Source organism: Hymenobacter sp. DG25A (genome assembly GCF_001280305.1).
Classification (GTDB): Bacteria; Bacteroidota; Bacteroidia; order Cytophagales; family Hymenobacteraceae; genus Hymenobacter.
The window spans coordinates 2,041,687-2,060,764 of sequence record NZ_CP012623.1 but is presented as its reverse complement, the minus strand read 5'-3'; the positions used below and the strand labels follow the sequence as shown (position 1 = coordinate 2,060,764).

4 protein-coding genes are annotated in these 19,078 nt (G+C 58.2%); all 4 read right to left on the bottom strand.

Features of this window, described 5'->3' with window-relative positions; all coding sequences use genetic code 11:
- Positions 1–145: 145 nt before the first annotated feature.
- Positions 146–13,384 carry a DUF4082 domain-containing protein gene (locus AM218_RS16760; RefSeq protein ID WP_054413526.1) on the bottom strand — a complete coding sequence of 4,413 codons (13,239 nt, stop codon included), beginning with the start codon at positions 13,382–13,384 and terminating at the stop codon, positions 146–148.
- 692 nt (positions 13,385–14,076) lie between these two features.
- Positions 14,077–16,506, bottom strand: a complete 2,430-nt coding sequence (locus tag AM218_RS08780; protein WP_054413525.1) for a TonB-dependent receptor domain-containing protein — start codon at positions 16,504–16,506, stop codon at positions 14,077–14,079.
- Between the two features lie 4 nt (positions 16,507–16,510).
- Positions 16,511–17,890 carry an HTTM domain-containing protein gene (locus tag AM218_RS08775; RefSeq protein ID WP_054413524.1) on the bottom strand — a complete coding sequence of 460 codons (1,380 nt, stop codon included), beginning with the start codon at positions 17,888–17,890 and terminating at the stop codon, positions 16,511–16,513.
- A 23-nt stretch (positions 17,891–17,913) separates the two neighbouring features.
- On the bottom strand, positions 17,914–19,011 hold the full coding sequence (locus AM218_RS08770; protein ID WP_054413523.1) for an imelysin family protein: 1,098 nt from the start codon (positions 19,009–19,011) through the stop codon (positions 17,914–17,916).
- Positions 19,012–19,078 lie beyond the last annotated feature (67 nt).

Below are 19,078 nucleotides of genomic sequence, written 5' to 3'. Positions count from 1 at the left end.
GCCATAAAGGAAGCTAATCCTCAGCTTCAAGCTGTTTTTTAGCGTTGGTCTGGCCTGTTGCTGCCCGGCTGTAATACCAAAAAGCATCGGCAGAGAGCCAGCCTGTCACGCTGAATCTCCGCCGATGCTTCTTGGTCAATTCCGGCTATTTCCGAATGGTAATACGGGTGGTTTGTGCTTCCGAACCCGTTACCAGCCGCACGATATAGACGCCTTCTTCCAGAAGACGAGCATCTAGTTCAACCGTAGTCAGCTGGCGGGCCTGGGCGGTTCCGCTGCCGAGGTTGCGCACTTTGCTTCCCCGCATATCATAGATGTCCAACGTAAAGTTTTCGTCTTTGGTCAGGGAGAAGCTGAGCTGTGCCTTGCCCTGAATAGGGTTGGGGAACACCTGCAAGGCCTGCAGCGCACTTTGCGGTGCCGCATCCGGCTCGCCATACACACTATTGGTAAGGCTTACCGTAGCAGTGCCTTTCGTTACTTTAAAGTGCTCATTGCTGGTGGCCAAGCCCTTGGGCGTGAGAACCGTAATGTGTCCGCTTCTGGCTCCTTGAGGCACGGAGGCAACAATCTGGGAGTCGCCGCTGATGGTGAAGCTACTACTGAGGCCGTTAAAGGCAACTTTACTAGCTCCATCCAAATTGCTGCCCAGAATTGTCACTATGGTGCCCACCGGACCGGATGCCGGCGAGAAGGAGCTAATGAGCGGTTTCAGAGAAGCTTTCGTAACCCTAAACTTGTCCTGGCTTTTGGCAGTCCCCTTCGGCGTGCTGATGGTGATATACCCGGTTTGAGCATTCCTTGGCACAATGGCTACCACTTCAGTGGCCGTGTTGGAGATAATCTGTCTGCTGTTCTTTCCATCAAAAGCCACTTTGGTTGCTCCATCCAGGTTAGTGCCCGTAATGATTACCCGGGTACCAACCGGGCCGGAAGCAGGGCTGAATGACAGGATAACAGGAACCTCAACCGGGACGCTCTTCGTTACTTTAAAGTGCTCATTGCTGGTGGCCAGGCCCTTGGGCGTGAGAACCGTAATGTGTCCGCTCCTGGCGCCTTGGGGCACGGTGGCAATAATCTGGGAAGCACTGCTAATGGTGAATAGGGCATTGGTACCATTGAAGGCTACCGTAGTGGCTCCATTCAGATTGCTTCCCCAAATCGTTACCTGAGTGCCAACCGGGCCCGAAGTGGGCGAGAAGGACGTAATAACCGGTTTAAGCGAAGGTGTGCTGGGCGTAGTTACCGTGAAGCTCTGTGTACTGATGGCTTTGCCGTTGGGCGTGGTTACTGTAAGCTTCCCGGTGAGTGCCCCTGCGGGAACCGTAGCCAGAATAGTAGTGCTGCTCTGCACTACAACCCCGGTAGCCACCGCGCCATTAAAGAACTCCACTGAGCTAGCTCCCGACAGATTGGTGCCCGTAATGGTTACCACCGTACCTACCGGCCCGGAAGTGGGCGTGAAGGAGGTAATAGTGGGAGGAAGCACCACGTCTTCCACCGTCAGGGCAATCTGTTTGGAGTCGGTCATCTCGCCTACCGCCACGCTCACGGTGAAGGTATACTGACCAGGACCCTGCGCTGCCGTGGGCGTCCAGGTAAATACGCCGCTGCTGGCATCAATGCTGGCCCCCGCAGGAGCATTCTGCAAAGAATACACCGGCGCCACGGTAGGGGTTCTGGTTTCGGTACTGCTGACGGAGGCCGTGAAGCTGTAAGATTTCAGTTCCGGAATGGTGGCCTCAGCCGGTACGCCCGTCAGCACAATGGGGGCCGTAACTTCCGTAACGGTGAGCGTGATTTGCTGCTCATCTGTTAAGGTGCCGTCTGACACCTGCACCAGGAAAGTGTACGTGCCCGGGCCCTGCTCCTCGGTGGGAGTCCAGGCGAATACCCCCGTTGCGCCATTTATGGTTGCCCCGGACGGAGCCTGCGCCAGCGAGAAGGTTAGAGTGCCTTTTTCGGCATCCGTGGCCTTCGCCGTGAAGGTATATTCCGCCAACTCCGGTATGGTAGCATCAGCCAGTTGGGCTAATACCGGTGCTTCGTTGGCTTCTTCTACCACAATATGCACTACTGCCTCATCGTAGGCACCACCAGCGGTAAGCCGAACGGTGATGTCATACTCGCCGGGGCCCTGGTCCTCCGTTGGCGTCCAGGCAAATACCCCGTCCGTAGCACCGATGGTAGCTCCCGTTGGCGCATTGAGCAGGGAGTAGGCGAGGGCGTCGCCGTCGCCATCTATGCCCTTGGCTGTGAAGGTATAAGCCGCCAGCTCTGGTATGGTAACAGAGGCCGGTACTGCCGAGAGGACCGGCTCAGAGCCCACTTCTTCTACCGTCAGGGTAAGCTCCTGCTCATCAGTTAAAGCACCATCCGAAACCTGCACCGAGAAGGTATAGGTGCCGGGGCCCTGGGCTTCCGTTGGCGTCCAGCTAAATACGCCGGCGTTCATGGTAGCACCCTCCGGGCCTTTGAGCAGGGAGTAGGTCAGCGGGTTCTCCTCCGCGTCGGTGGCCGTGGCCTTGAAGGTGTATGCTGCCAGCTCCGGTATGGTAGCATTAGCAATGCTGCTTAATACCGGGGCCGCATTTACTTCTTCCACTGTGAGGTGTACTAGGGCTTCATCCTGAGAGCTGCCATCTGAAACCCGTACCGTAATGGTATACTCACCGGGGCCCTGGGCTTCAGAGGGCGTCCAGGTGAATAAGCCGTTTTCATCGATGGCAGCACCCTCCGGTGCATTCAGCAGGGAGAAGGTCAGCGGGTCTTGGTCCGTATCGGTGCCCGTTGCCTGGAAGCTGTAGGCTGCCTGCTCCTTAATAGTGGCGTTTTCAGGCACGCCCGTGAGAACCGGGGCGGAGCTTACTTTTTCCACTATCAGGCTCACGGCTTGCTCAGAAGTCAGCTTACCATCGGAGACGCGCACGGTAAAGTTGTGCGTGGTGCCACCCTGGCTTTCGGTCGGCGTCCAGGTGAACTCGCCTGTGGTTTCGCTGATAAGGGCGCCTACGGGGGCATCCTGGAGCGAGAAGGTAAGGTCATCCTTTTCCGGGTCGGTTGCCGTGGCCTGGAACTTATACTCTGCCTGCTCCGGAATCCGGACGGCTTCAATAGGCACGTTAGCCAGTACGGGCGCTTCGTTTATCGGGCTCAGAGTCACGGTTACCTGAGCGGAGCTGCTCAGGGGTGTGGCGCTATCATCGGAAACCTGCACGGTTAGCGAAAACGCCGCCGTAGTTTCAAAATCCAGGGCCGCGGCGTTGGCCACCTTCAGCACATTTCCTTCCAGCTTAAAGGCTCCGGACTCATTGCCCGCCGTGATGCTGTAGCTCAGCTGTTGCCCCGCATCGGGGTCAGAAGCTGCAATGGTGCCCACGGGGGTTTCATTCGGCGAGTTTTCATCCAGCGGGAAGCTCTGATCTGCAATGATGGGCGCACCATTAACATTAGACTTGGTCACGTTTACCGTTACAGTCGCCGAGTTACTCAGGGCGGGGTTGCCGCTGTCGGTGGCCTGTATGGTTAGTGTAAAGGAGGGCGTGGTGGCATAGTCCAGGGCGGTGGTATTGTTCACCTGCAGCTCATTGCCCACTATTGCAAAGGCATCATTGGTGTTGCCGGCCGTAATAGTGTAGGTCAGCGTCTGGTTAGCATCGGGGTCCGTGGCTGCCAGCGTGCCTACGGCAGCGCCATTTGCCGTGCCTTCAGCTACGTTGAAGCTATTGGCCGCCATTAGCGGAGCCTCGTTTACGTCCGTTACCGTAATGGTAAACGCCTTTTCAAACGTGGGGCCATTGGTTTCACTGCTGGTGGCACGCACCCGGATAGAGTAAGAAGCCTTCGTTTCGAAATCAAACCCGGCGGCGGTCTGCAGGTCGCTGCCCGCTATCTGGAAGGAGGCATTATCCGTGGCGCCGTCACCCGCAATCAGGGAGTAGGAGTAGGTCTGGGCCTCATTGGCCGAGGCCGTGCTGAAGCTGCCTACTACCGTGCCGTCGGGCTTGTTCTCTTCTACGCTCTGGCTGCTGAGGCTGATATCCGTGGGCGCCGGGCTGGTAACGGTCACCGTCACTTCCTGCTCTCCGCTGGCAATGCCATCAGAAACCAGCACTTTAAAGGTATATACCCCTACCTGCGCCAGTGTGGGCGTCCAGCTGAAAACACCGGTTTCTGCCACAATGCTGGCGCTATCCGGTACGGTGCCGGCCAGGCTGAAGCGCAGCAAGCTGGCATCCGTATCAGCATCGGTAGCCGTAGCCGTGAAGCTCAGCTTAGTGAGGGCTGGTACCGACTGTGGGGCAATAGCCGTTAACACGGGTGGCTGATTGGCGGCCTGTACCGTGAGGGTGTAGGTGGCCTGTGCCGAGCAGCTGCCCTTTGTGGCTGTTATGGTGATTACCACCTCTTTGGCTGTTTCCGTGGCCTTGCCGCTCAGTAGTCCGGAAGTGGCGTCCAGCGTAAGGCCGGCCGGCAAGCCGCTGGCCACCAGGTTGTAGCCCTCCGGATTGGTTGTAATAGTCTGGCTGTAGAAAGCATTAACTGTGGCGTTCGGCAAGACAGAGCCGGACGCAGGGGTAAAGGCCACTTCGGCACAGACGGCCTCGCCGCAATTAATAGCTACACTGCGAAGCGTGGGCGTAATAGCAGTGTTCGATGTAGCCAGATCTGCACGGTACTGAATGAAGCGGGAATTACCCCCTACAACCGCGCCGCTATTGGCAATGGCCGCAAACTCCGTCCAAGTGCCATCCTCCGGATTGGTAGAATTACCCTGCCTCTGGAATAGCTGCACCGTAGTGCCCGCTGGCGTATCGGCCGTCCAGGTAGCTTCCTGCCAGGTTTTGGCCGTGCTGCCATCATAAATGCGGGAGGTAAAGCTGCCGGAGGTGCTATACGGAGTCAGGCGCATCCAATCCAGGCTGACTGCCGGGCCTCCCACGTTGTAGTCACTAACCCCTGCCCGCATGGGGGCGCTAATGGCTACGTTGGTGGTTTGCACCAGAGCGCCATCCACGTAAAACTCAATGCTGCTGGCATTCCAGTTGATGCGGTAGCGGTGCGATGAACCAATGAAGTTGCCGGCTAGCGGCACATCAGTATCCACACCGGCGTTTCTTACCCGGGCTTTCAGGCCAGAGGCAGCATCATTCCCGGTGCTGAACATGGCCCATATTGCAGCGCCATCAAACATGTTCGTGTCATCACCGGCTCCAAACCCGATGTGCTGGAACCCGGCTGCGCCGAAGGTAGCATCAAACTCAAACGATGAACCCGGGCCCACAATGGCAGATGCCGCCATTGTGTTAAAGCGGGACCCATCTACCACGGCCTGACCACCAGAGTAGGTGGTAGTACCACCGCTGGTCCAGGGGAAGCTTTGCCACTCAGCCGCTGAAGGAGCAGTGGAGAAGTCATTGGCCGCCTTAGGCATCAGGGTTATGCCGCCATTGGCGGACTGAGATACCGACACCGTAGCGGAGGCTGTGCCGTCGTTGAAATCAGCTATACTCTGGTCCTGGAAGCAGGCCACAGCGTCGAAGGTGACGTTGAAAGTGCGCTCTACGCTCTCGGCGGCGGCGTAGGTAGCATTGCCAGCCTGCGAGGCTGTAATCTTTACCTGGCCCGTGGCGCCTGTCAGGGTGAGAACATTCCCTTCAATGGTAGCTGGGCCTGCAACTACGTAGGAAACCGCTAAGCCAGAGGATGCGGTGGCACTCAGCGTAATGGGGCCGGCAGTGGTCTTCACATCCGGCAGGTCCTGCGTAAACGAAATGGTTTGGGCAGTAGGGCTGCTGGTGCCATTTACTACGAGGGTATAGGCAGCATTGGCGGAGCAGGCGTCCTTGGTAGCCGTAACGGTTACGTTAGCGGAGGCCGCAGCGGTAGGCGTACCGCTGATTACGCCGGTGGTGGCATCCAGCACCAGCCCGGCCGGCAGTCCTGTGGCCGCCAGACTATAGCCCGTTTGATCGGTACTGATTGTCTGGTTATAGGCCACGCCTACCGTAGCAGCCGGCAAGGCCGTGCCCGCAATGGGTGTAAAGACGACGGTGGGGCAGGCAGCCGGTTCAGTGCAGTTAATTCCCACACTACGAAGCGTAGGGGTCAGGCCGGAATTAGTGGTGGCCAGATCCGCCCGGTACTGAATGTAGCGGGAAGTGCCACCTACCGTGGCGCCATTGTCAGCAATGGCGGTAAACGCCGTCCAGTTAGCATCCGGGGTAGGGGTATTTCCCTGCCGCTGGAACAGCTTCACACTGGAACCCGAAGGGGCATCAGCATCCCAGGTGGCCTGGCTCCAGGTTTTGGAGGTGCCACCATCGTACACGCGGGAGGTAAAGCTGCCCGAAGCAGCATACGGAGTCAGACGCACCCAATCCAGAGCAAGGGCTGGTGCGCCCACTGCCAGGTCACTGGCACCCACCCGCATGGGCACGCTAAGGGCCACATTGGTGGTTTGCACCAGAGCACCATCCACGTAAAACTCAATGCTGGCGGCTTTCCAGTCGATGCGGTAGCGGTGGGCCGTGCCATACAGGTTACCAGGCAGCACTACATCCGTGGCGGTACCATTATTATTGACCCGGGCTTTCAGGCCGGTGGAAAAATTGTCATTAGTCCCCGTGCTGAACATGGCCCAGATAGGCGTATTGTTGAACATGTCCACATCATTACCAGCCCCAAACCCAATATGCTGGAAGCCGGTAGCACCGAACGTGGCCACAAATTCGAGGGAGACACCCGGCGACGACGTGTTGGTAGTGGGTTCGGTATTGAAGCGGGCCCCATCTACCACAGCCTGAGTGCCCGAGAAGGTAGTAGTGCCGCCACCCGGGGGCCAAGGAAAGCTCTGCCATTCCGAAATTGGTGGTGCGGCAGCAAATTCATGGGCTACCTGTGGCTGGAGGATGACTCCGCCGGCAGCAGGCCGGTACGTGCCGGTGCCCGCTGTGCCATTATTGAAATCAGTGGCGCTCTGGTCCTGGAAGCAGGCCGTGGCCGTTGGCGCCCCGCTGGTTACGGTAACGGTAATTGCCTCCTCTGCCGAGGCGAGGCCATCCGAAACCACCACCTTAAAGGTATGCGCGCCTACCTGATCAGGCGTGGGCGTCCAGGTAAAGGCCCCTGCCGGGTTGATTACTGCTCCGGCTGGCACCGTGCCAGACAGACTGTACGTAAGGGTACTGCCTTCCGTATCGGTGGCGGAAGCAGTAAACGTCAGCAGGGAAGAAGCCGCCACTGTTTTTGGCCCGATTGGGTTCAGCACCGGGGCCTGGTTGGGAGTAGCCGAAGGCTGTACCGTCAGTACCTGGATGTCACCCTGCTGCACGCAGCCTTTGGAATCGGTAATGCTGGTCAGGGAGAAAGTGGTGCTACCGCTGTTAGGAGCCGTAAATAGCACGTCTACCCAATAGTTGCCGCCCTGGTAAGTATCGGTGGGAACAACCCCGCCGGTGCTGTAGCTATACACGCCATTAGCACCATCCTCGCCGTCCTTCAGCGCTTTCAAGGGACCGTTGGTAACGGCTGCATTGGTGAAGAAGCTGCCGTTGTGAGCGTAGCCACCTGCCGGCGCAAAATACGAGGCAATGTATGTGGTATTGGCCTCGATGGAAACGGGCGAAGCAAACTTCACTTCCTGCCAGCCGGTGGCGGTTTCATTGGTGAAGGTGGCCGTAGCCAGCAATACGCCCGCCTTGCTCCACAAAGAGCCGGTATGCGTGCCCGTATTGGCAGAGCCTTTATAGAAGCGGATACCAGTAATCTGGCCGGCTACGCTGGCGCGGAATTTTACACCTACTTCTGTTGCCTTGGTATCGGCTGCGGAGGCCGTGGCTGGTGTGCCAGCATCACCCCAGATGCTGCTGGAGGCCGAGGAAGAGGCTTTTACGCCCGTATTGAAGGCGGTGCCGCTCACTACCCCCGGATAATTGGTGCCATTGATAACCAGCGCAAACGGGCCAGCGCCGGCCGTAGCCGTAAAGGTGAGGTTGATATCCTGGCCTTCCTGCACGGGTGCCGCGGCCAGGGTGCCGGCCGGTGGGGGCGCCACCGAAACCTGTACGGCGCTTAAGGATTCGCCGGTGGCCACACAGCCGCCGTTATCCGTGATGCTCGTCAGAACGTAGCTGGTGGGCGAGGTACTGTTTCCTTCTTTGAAGAGCACGTCTACCCAGTAGTTGGCAGCAATGCCGTTAGAGGGGAAGCCGCCGCCGGCGCCGTACCGGTACACCCCGTTGGGGTCGGCGGTGCCGCCCGACTGCAAGGCCGTTAGCGGGCCATTGGTAACGGCTTTGGTTGTAAAGTAATCAGCCGTGTATGCAAATACATTGTTCGGCGAATAATAGGAGGCCACGTACGTAGTGCCGGCTACAACGGCCACCGGCGTAGCAAAGCGCACCGTCTGCCAGCCACTGGCCGTCTCATTGGTGAAAGTGGCCGAAGCCAGTTTTTGGCCGGTGGCATCCCACAGCGTACCTACGTGCGTGCCGGTATTGGTAGCACCCTTATAAAAACGAATGCCGGTAATATACCCACTGACCGAAGCGCGGAATTTGGTGCCTGTTTCAATGGGCTGAGTATCGGTAGCATCGGCATTGGCGGGCGTATCCGTAGCGCTCCAGATGCTGACCTCGCTGCCTGCGGAAGGGGCCACAAATGTTTGCCCTACAGCCACATCAGAGTAAGTTGCGCCATTCACCACCAAGTCAAAGGGACCCTGGCCGGTGGCCTTTTCCAGCTTCAGCTGCACGGGCGTGCCGGGGCACACGGCTGGCTCCACGGCCGCAATAGTAGCCGTAGGCGTGGTGCAGGCCACTCCATCATAAGAGGCCACATAGTTGCCGGGAGTAGCAGGGAAGAAGGCGTAATCAATGCCTTTGATTTTCTCCGTGCGGTAATTAACCGGACTGTTGTTCACGCTCAGGCTGAGTAAGCGGCCGGAGGCGGCCGCAATGGGCAGCATGCCCTGCAGGTTGGCTACACCATTATACACGTTCACCGAGAAGCTCAGTTGATTGCCGTTCCAGGCCATGTTGCCGAAGGAAGAGCTGTTGCGGCTATCCAGCCAGGTCAGCATTTGCTTGGCCGAAATGACGGGCACCTGCCGCTGCTGGGCCGCGGCAATAATGGTGTTGGAGCCATCGATGCTGGTTTGCAGGAAATCGGTGTGCATGTTGGCCGTAAACACGCCGTAGTAACCTTTGGCGCCCAGGGCATTGTCCAGCAGCGTATTAATGTGCGTGGAGTAGGTGATGCCTGATTCGTCGGTCAGCTGCGTGGTGGCCTGGTAGACGTCAATAAGCGAACCGTCCACATCAGCAAAGCGCATGGGCATGCCCGAGCCCGTGAACATACCGGGCCGGTCTTTTATCCAGGCCTCCGGCCAGTAGTAATAGTTATCGTCCAGACGGATGCCGTTTTCCAGCTCAATCTTGGCCTCGCTGGCCCAGTCGCTCCAGGAAATGCAGTGGGTCCGGTGGGTTACGGGCCGGGAGATGCTGGGGAATCTTGCGGCCAGGTCGCCCAGCTGGGTAGAGAAATAATTGCGCAGGGAGGTAGGTGTCCAAACCGCGCAGTCGGTATTCAGGTGCAGGCTGATTTCAAAGCCCTCGGCTTCGTAAGCAGCAGCTTCCGCATCGGTAATGGGAGTGCCAGGATAGATGTAGGAAGTACCCCGAATGGCCGTCCAGTCGGCTACGCCTTGGGCCGTGTTGTTAGCGCCGCTTTTCGTTTTATAGCTATCGAACCGGGGCTTGGTGCCGCCGCTGCCGTGGTCGTCGCCGGTCATAATCACGGCGGCTTTCAGGCCTTTGGGCAGATACCAGAACCGGGGCAGGGGCTTGCGGCTGCCCTGCACCATAATGTTGGCCAGCAAGCGCTGCTGCTCATCGGCCTGCGGAATGGCCACCTTGTTCAGGTCCACCCAGTCGGGGTAGAACAGGTCATCCGAGCGTATAGGACCGCTTTGGCCGTCGCGCTTCTGGCCGGCATAGGCGGGGTTGCCCTGGCGGGTGTACACAATAGAGCGGGCCAGGTCATAGGTGAAAGCAATGGCTTTGCCGCCGCTGGTACCCACCAGCCGCTGCGTAACGGCCGGGTTGCTGGTGGCCGAGGAAGCTCCGGAGTATAACGTAGCCAGACTGGTAGTGCCGGCCTGCAGGGTGTAGAGGTCGGCGGCGCCGTGAAACTGAATGGTTTCATTAACGATGCCCACCCCGGGGCCGCTGGCGGTATTCACCAGCAGATACTTATCGGAGAGCGAGCCGCCGGCGGGCACCAGGCCCAGCAAAGAGGCCAGCTGCGCATCAGGCCGGAAGGCAATGAGCGTACCGCCCGCCGTAACCCAATCTGTGAGCATCGTCACATCGGAGGCCTGCAAGGCTATATTGCCCAGCACGATAACGTCATAGCTGCTTAGCTGCGAGGCATTGCCCCGCACTTCAGCTATGTCTTTCGCCTCAAACGCATTGAAGCCTTCCGCCCGCAGAATCTCTACCGGATAGCGGCTAAACGCATTGGCCGAAGAGCTGATAACCAGAATAGGGCCGCCCGGGCCCTGGTTGGGCGAAGGCAAGGGCGGTGGTGGGGGCAGCGGGGCGCCCTGAGTAGTGAAAGAGGCAGAATAATTGGCTGCCAGGGCGTTGCCTGCCAGGTCCTTGATCCGAGGGTCCGTGGTGCCGCCTTTCACCGCCAGAGAATACTGCGTAGAGTAGCTTAAGTCACTGCTGGGGTTAAGGGTGGTGGTGCGGCTGTTTTCATCATAAGAAACAGTGGCCGCTACCGGGGTGCTGCCCTGCAACAGCTGGATAGTATTACCGGAAACAGTAGCAGGGTCCAGGGCCTCATCAAACGTAACGTTGATGTTGGCAGAAACCAGCACGCCCGCCGCATTATTGGCCGGCGAGGTAGAGGCTACGGACGGAGCGCTGGTATCCGGCCCTACAGTCGTATTAAAAACAACATCCACAAAGTAGTTACTAGACTGGAAGTTGGTGGTGGGGAAAGCCGGTGTGGGTGAGTAAGCGTACACGCCGTTTTTACCGTCTTCGTCATTGGCCAAGCCACGCAGGGGGCCATTTACAATGGCTGTGGCAAAGCCAGTGTCATTTGAAGAGTAATGGCCAGCGCTGCTGTGGTAAGAGATGATGTAGGTGGTATTGGCCGTAATAGCTACCGGCTTGGCAAAAGCCACTTCCTGCCAGCCCGAGGTCGTTTCGTTGGTAAAAGTAGACTGAGCCAGGAGCGTGCCGGTGCTGCTGTACAGCTGCCCGATGTGCGTGCCGGTGTTGCCATCCTGCTTATAGAACCGAACCCCGGTAATGTAGCCACTGGTGCTGGCCCGGAACTTCATGCCCAGTTGAATAGCCTGGTTATCATTATTAAGATTAGGGGGGATGGGCGTGCTGGCCGTAAACACCGTGCACGGACACACCTGGGGGCCGGCTTCGCCAACGGTAACGTTCACCGTAACGGGGGCGCTCATGTTGCCGGAATCGTCAAAAGCCCGGCTCTGAATAGTAGCGGGGCCCTGAGGGGGGGATGTCCAGGCGTAGGTCCAGGAAGTGGTGCCGGTGGCCAGGCGCCAGGTAGTGCCGCCATCGGTAGAAACTTCTACGCCGGCCACCACATTGGCATCGGAGCCAGTGCCGGAAATGGTAGCCGTCTGGCTGCCGGGTAGGGTAGCACCTGCCGCGGGGGAGGAAATAACCACGGTTGGGGCCTGCGCATCACTGGAAGCCGTGGTGGCTACCAGGCCCGCCTGCAAAGAGCCGGGCTGCACGCCCATATCTGCAAACAGGTTTACAGTGGCCTGCCGCATGGCAGTGTTGGGGGCGGCGCTGCCCCGGTCGTGGTTGCTGTCCAGACCCCACGACCACTGCACGGTGCCGGCACCAAAAACCAGGGCGCCACTGCTGTGCTTGTAAAGGGAAAGGTGGTGGGTTTTACCGTTCAGCTCGGTCTGAGAAAGCAATATGCGGCCGGCGGGGTAGGAGCTGCGGTATTCTTCCTGCTCCGGGTCCCACTCATAGCCAATGGTGCCATCGGTGAAGCTGGCGGTGGCGCCGTTGCTGAGCGAGGCCACACTGGTGTTGCGCCAGAAGCGCAGGTTTTTATAGCTGGCCGGCACGGTAATGGGCCCGCTGGCTTCGGTCCAGCTGATCTGGCCGGTCAGCGCATTCTCCGGCCGGCAGCCGCCGGCGCTGGTAAAGCTGCAGCCGTCCCGCCACAGGCCCGTCCATTCCGGGCTGGGGTCGCACTTAGTGCCGCAGACGTTTTCGCCCTGGGTGCCTTCTTTATAGCAAACCAGCGTGCGGTGAGTTTGGCCATTACTGGCTTCCCAGCGGGTTTTCCAGTAAACTTCGTTGCCGCTGAAAAAAGCCAGGTGCTTGCCGGCATTGCGGGCGGCCTCTACGTTGGCCCGCGCCGTGCCCGACCAATACTCATCGTGCCCCACCGACATAAACACTTTGTGGCGGGTAATGAGGCTTCCTTTCCGGTCGGTATCTACGTTCGTAAAGTAGCTAACATCGTAGCCGTTGGCCTCCAGCCAGCGAATCATGGGGTATTCGGCGTTGAAAAGCCAGTCTTCGGCCGCGCCGCCGCCTCCGCCGCCGTTGCGGGTTACGAAGGGGCGGTTATAGCTGACTTTGGACGCCTTGCTCCCGGAAGTAGCGGCGTACAGGCTCTTACCGTTGTTATTCGTGTCGCCGTAGATGTTGTAGGCCTGCCAGGTAGCATCCGAGGTCTGAAACAACAGATCGGAGCTGCCGGCATCATCCCGCACAATAAAAACCATATGGCTGGCACCCTTCGTATCGGAGCGGGTGAGCCTGGCGATATACACCCCGGAAACAGCATCACTGGGAATCTGCCAGCTAGCCGACTCCGCCCAGTTGCCGCAGTCCAGCAGGCCCGTGTTGGGGTCGGTTACGCAGAGTGGTTGACTTTGAGCGGCAGCCACTGCCACGGTGCCTTGCAGCCGCGCCCCGTTGCCCTGGTAATAGCCTAATCGATAGATGTTTATAGTATAGCTGCTGGCATCGGTTTTTACCTTAAAATGGGCCAGGTCGCCTTTATTATAGCTGATGTCCGTAGCAAAGCCCTGAATGGATAAATCACCAGCCCCACTAATCTGCCATTCCGATTCCGGATTGCCGGGCTTGCTGTTTTCCGTTACAATGGCATTGCTGGTTTGAGCCCAGGCGGCTGAAATAGTAAAGCTGAAAATACCAATCAGAACATGTTTTAGCAGCAGCGCTGCAAAAGAGTAATTGCGGGAATTTCGATTTAAAAGTAGGGTGATAAATTGAATGAAAATGGAGAACTGAAAAGCCTGAAAAAGCGGACAACGTGTAGTTGTGTTTACAGATGTTTCCATGGTACAATAGGTTTAGAAATAGCAATAGGATTCTACCCCTGTTGTGCAATTGGCACAAGAGAATCTTATACCCCGGTTTTGCGGGGACCTTAGGGTAGATCAGGAAGAGGGGGGATAGAGGGGTAGCCGGCTAGATAAAAAGGCTACGGGACGCGGTAGGCACACAGAAAACGTATGCCTCCTGTAAGGATGCGGGCGGGTAAACTAGAAAAAAGGGGTTGTAGGTGTGTATCTGATACTAAGGGCCAAGCCATACGTACTTTGTATGGACAGATAGAGGTTTTAATATCCTCCAAATAGATGTAAGAGGTACTGTAAAAAATTAGGGGGTTAACCTTAATGGACTGTAAAAAGTAGTACTAGAGCGTTGATTGATTATAAAGTTACAAATAAAAAATATGGCATATATATTTATGTCATAATTATATTAACAATTATTTATGGATTAGTGTAAAAATTGGCAAAATGAAAATGAAAATCACCTATTCCGATATTCTAAATTAGTTGAGCTTGTATAATTATATTTTTATTTGTAAAAACCATATTTAAACCTCGGCTGTCCTCTGCTCATGAACAGGTACGCCTGGTAGGGCCACACTTATCCTTGCAAGCATAGAAGCAAGCCTCATCATCGGGCAGTGAAGTACGGTGAATGTGCCCCCGACCTACATAAGCGCCTATCAGCCGAAGTACTACTGCGGCAGGCGCACCTGCAGTGTTAGATAGAAGCTGCGGCCATCGGCGGGGATAATGCCGGGGCCGGGGTAGGCCGTAGCGCGGCGCGTGAAATAGCGTCGGTCGGTGAGGTTGTTGATGCCGGTTTCCAGCGTTAGAAACTTGTAGCTGTAGCTGCCGGAAAGGTCCATCACCCAATAGGCCGGAATGCGGCCAAACACGGCCGTGGGCTCCAGGATGCTGTTGGTCGCGTCGCTGAACTGCTGGGAGGTGTAGGCATACTGGTAGGCGAGGCGCAGTTGGTCCCGCTTGAGTGCAGCGCCGGCTTTGGCAATCAGACTGGGGGCCAGCTCCACTTTCTTGTTCCGGAACAGCTCGTTGTCAATCTGGTAACGGGCATCTACCAGCGTCACGTTGGAGAAGACAGACAAGCCCGTGCGGTGCTCGGCGCCGTAAAGCAGGCGCAGCACATCGGCCTCTACAAACGTCTCCAGGCCGCGGTTGCGGGAGCGGCCAATGTTGGTGCGCAGCAGGTAGTTGGTAAACAGCACGGTGTCTTTAGCGGGCTGCAGACCAATACGGTTATCATACACCAGATTAAACAGGCTCACATCGTAGCTGAACAGGCCGGCCGTGCCGCCGCGCACGCCCAGGTCGGCGCTGTAGCCTTTCTCGTCCTGCAGCTGCGGATCAATACGAATGTTGGAGTTCACCACGCGCATATCGTTGAAATTGATGGCGCGGTAATTCTGCGAGAAGTTGCCGTATACCTCCAGCTTCTCACTGGGCTTAAAGCTGATGCCCAGGCCCAGAAGAGCCAGTCCGCGCGTGTTGGTGCGGTTTTCCGGAATGCGCTCCTGGTACAGGATATTGCCGGCCAGGTCGCGGTTTACCACATCATAGCGGCCCTGCGCGCGCGTCCGGATCCACTCATACCGAATGCCGGGCGTTACGCTCAGCTTCTCGGTGAGGTTAAATACGTTTTCGGCGAACAGCGACAGGTTGCGGCTGGGGTACTGAAAGGCGGAAAGACTAGGGTCGCCGTTGTTGGGGTAGTAGCGGAAGTCGGCATCAGCGGCCGCGGAGCCATTGCCCTGCTTTTGGTCCGTAAAGCCGTGGTAGTAGCGCAGGCCCACCAGAGCCGTGGAGAAGGATTTGAGGAAGGCATAGCGGTGAATCAGCCGCGTTTCGTTGCCGAAGTTGCGGAACTGGTCAATCAGCAGCAGCCGCTCCTGCAACGGGTCGGGGCGGTTGATTTTCTCCAGGTAGCCCAAGGCATCCCGCTCGGCAAACAGCCCGAAATTGCGCACGTTCAGCTTTGTATGCTCGCCCAGCTGGTAGTCGGCCGTGAGAGCCAGCAGATTCCAGTTCACCCGAAACCAGTTCCGCTCCCGCTTGGACTGCCGCGCATCGGCGGCAAAATCGGCATCGGTGAGGCCGCCGGGCTGCTGGGCCAGGTAGTTCATAAAGGTGTATTCCAGCCCCAGCTTCAGGCAGGCAGAGGCATCGTAGCGTAGGGCGCCGTAGGCCGTGTGCACGTCAAAATCGGAGTTGGGGCGCCAGCCGTTGCCGCGCTTGTACTGGTAGAAGCCGTAGTAGTTCAGCTTGCCGCTGGTGCCGCCCAGGCTGTTGAAGGTGTTAAAGAACCCAAAAGAGCCCACCGTCTGGCGGGAGGTAACCTCCAGGGGCTTGTCCTCGGTACCGTGCTTCATCACGAAGTTGAGCATACCGCCAAACTGGGTGCCATACTGCAGGGAAGCCGCCCCGCGCACTACCTCAATGCGGTCCAGCGCCTCCGTGGGCGGCGTGTAGTAGCTTTCCGGATAGCCCAGGGCATCGGCCGAAATATCGTAGCCATTCTGGCGGGTGTTGAAGTTGGCGGTGCGGTTGGGGCTGAGGCCACGGCCGCCAATGCCCAGCTGCAGCCCGCCTCCGTCGCTTTCCCAAATATTGAGGCCCGCCACTTTGGCAAACACCTGCCGGCTGTTGTTGGTGGCCAGGTTGGCCGTAACGCCCGCCAGCTCCACCACTTCGGTTTTCTTGGCTTCGTAAATGGCCGCGCCTTCCACGGAGCCCAGCCGTCGGATGCCAAAGCTCTTGTCCCGCTCGCCTTCCACTTTCACCTCGGCGGTAGTTACCCGCAGGGGCGCCAGCGCAAAGTTCAGCGTGGCGTTATCCGTGGCAATATTCACGGGCAGGGTCAGGCTGGTGAGCCTGGCGGCGAAGGCCGTCAGCACGTAGCTGCCGGCCGGTAGCTCGTCAAATTGGAAGTTGCCCTGCACATCGGTGGAAACAATGCGGGAGGTGCCGGTCAGGAGCACTTCGGCCTGGGCCACGGGCTGGCCGGTTTCTGCATTTGTAACGCGCCCGGTAATAGAGAAGGTCTGGGCGAACGAGGCCGAAGCCAGACTCAGCCCCAGAAACAACAAAAGAAAAATGCGGTACATAGCGTTAGTTCTGCCCAACGATAGGCGTAGGGGCCGTAGGCTGATCGAAGGGAAGAATCCAGGCTTTGGGCGCAAACCCATCCTGCAGGGCGGCCAGATCAACGGAAGGGTCGATGAGCAGGCGCGAGCTTTGACCGTTCAGGCTGGCGTACACCTCGGCGCGCACCTGCGGATTTGGGATGCCCTTGCGCTGGTACTCACGGCGGAGTATCTGCGCGTATTGCAGGAGCATATCGGGCTGCGTGGCCACCATTTTCTCCTGATTCACGGTGAGAAAGCGGCGGTTATGAATTTCGGTTTCGTGGCCGGTGCGCGGGTCGCGCACATAAAAGAAAGCTGTGCCGGTTTTCTCCATCAGCATCACGCGCCAGGAAAAGCGGTAGCCCTGCTCCGTCCAGAATAGCTTGCCGGGGTAAAGCGCAAAGCGCCACGGCACCAGCACCTGTATCAGAAAGTGCAGCCCCAGCAGGGCCAGCAGCGCCGGGTGAAGGCCGGTGACAGCACGGGGTGTAAACGCCTGCGGGAGGTCCGGCAGCCGGATAAGCCGGCGCAGCAGATGCAGCACCCGCTCGTGGAATTCAGCCGAAAAGAAAATCAGCGTGCTCACCATCATAATGTAGGGGAACATGCCAATCTGGAACAGCACCGCCGTGAGCACATGAAACACCACCACGGTGGCGTAGGCCAGCAGCCGGGTGCGGCGCTGCATCAGAAAGAAAGGAATGGTGAGGTCGTAGAGGGCGCCAAACCAGCTGAACACGTACGCCACCCACAGGTAATCGAACAGGGGCCCGATGATGGGCACGCCCGTGTGCGCGGGCAGCCAGTAGCGCAGAGGCATGGCCTCCAGCAGCCAGTCGGAGTTGAGCTTGGCCAGGCCGGCGTAGAAGTACACCAGCCCCAGCTGCGCCTGAAAAATGAGGATGGTCCAGCGCGGCACGTGGCTGACCCACTGGCCAGGCCGGCGCCAGGCATCGAGCGAGAAATGCCGCCCGGCCGGCACCCAGATCAGCAAAAACGCCACTACCGATACAAAGTAGTAGTGGTTGAGGTAGTTGCTCTTGTCAATGAGCTCCACATACGTGAAGCTGAGAAAGAACAGCACCGCCGACCAGCGGTAAAACAACCCCAGCATCAGCCCCAAAGCCGAGAGGGCCATCAGCCCAAACAGCAGATGCATGCCCACGCTGCCCAGCGGGCGCACCCATTCAAAGCCGTAGTAAGGAAAGTAAAACTGCGGCTTAACGTACAGATCCGTTACCCAGCCTTTCAGCACAAACCGCACAATGCTAGCCAGCAGCATTCCCCCAAAGATCAGCCGGAACACCGCCAGGGGCGCCGCCGATACAGGTTGGCTTAAGGTAGCAGTAAGCTTACGCAGCATGCGAAAGGGTAAAAGGGAAAGGCTTAGTCGCCGTCGTTATCGGTGTAGGTGATGGAAACCCCCAGGGCCGCCGGCATGTCGGTTTTGGTAAGTACAATCAGCTCCTGCAGCTTCTGGTACACCGCACCCACGGCCTGGGGCTGGGTAGTGACGGCCTGCGAGAGGGGACCCTGCACGGCATCCGTGGCGGCAATGGCCTCGTCAAACTTCCTGGAAATAGCCGTGGAAAGTGCCTCGTTGTTGTATTTGGCACCTACGTGGTCCAGGTAGTCATCCAGGCCCAATCCGTTAGTGCCAGCAGCATTCTGACCCAGGAAGAGGGCTTTTTCGGCCTGCAGCGTGGTCTTCAGCAGTGGCAGGGAAAGGCCGCTGTAATACGCTTCTACTTTGGTTGGCTGCGCGGTGCCGGCTGTAAAGCGGCCCGAGGGAATACCCACCTTGGCGCGCTTGGTCATATCAATATCCGAATTCAGCTGATTAACCAGGTTGCCCACTGCCGAACCTACCGCCGTGCCTTCCGACTTCTGAAAAGTGGAGGCATAGCCCTGCCAGCCGGTACTGGCTGCCGTGGCTTTGGTTTGAATGTTGGAGGCCAGATCCTGCAGATAGCGGCCCCGGTTGGGCTGCGCTACGAAGCGGGCCAGCACGGCCGTGGCGCTGGCATCAGAATACAACAGGTAATCCACCGCCGGGAAGCCTTTGGCCGAGAGATTGGCGGAGGCTTCCAGATCATAAGTGCCCGAGGAGATATTGCTCTCTACGGTGCTGGTAGTGGTGGGGTAAATGTTCAGGCTGGTGCGCAGCATTTGCTGCTCTGCCGGCCCAAACTCGTAGCCGCTCACGGTTTGCCAAGCGGTGTAGGCCTGCTGCAGCTCGGCGCGGGCGCTGGCCAGGGTTGCTTCCGTGGGGGCGGCCACAAACGCATCCACCGCGGCCTTCAGCTGGGTGGCCTCCGTGCTGAGGGCGGAATAGCCCGGCACAATGAGGTTGTTGCTATAGTTGGTGAGCATGGCCGCGCGGTCGTACTCAGAAGCCGGGGTGGTTTCCTCTTTAGAATCGCAGCCAGCCAGCAGGGCCAGGCAGAGGGCCGAAGCGGTTACCAGCGTTTTTCCTTGGAACATAGTCTGTAGTTGAGAAAGCGAAAGGCAGCCGTTACACCTGCGTGAGGCGCAACGGCTGCTTCCTGTT

Bases quoted from the DNA above. Each gene is read 5' to 3' on its own strand.
- AM218_RS08770 (WP_054413523.1), bottom strand. From the start codon at position 19,011: ATGTTCCAAGGAAAAACGCTGGTAACCGCTTCGGCCCTCTGCCTGGCC.
- AM218_RS16760 (WP_054413526.1), bottom strand. From the start codon at position 13,384: ATGGAAACATCTGTAAACACAACTACACGTTGTCCGCTTTTTCAGGCT.
- AM218_RS08775 (WP_054413524.1), bottom strand. From the start codon at position 17,890: ATGCTGCGTAAGCTTACTGCTACCTTAAGCCAACCTGTATCGGCGGCG.
- AM218_RS08780 (WP_054413525.1), bottom strand. From the start codon at position 16,506: ATGTACCGCATTTTTCTTTTGTTGTTTCTGGGGCTGAGTCTGGCTTCG.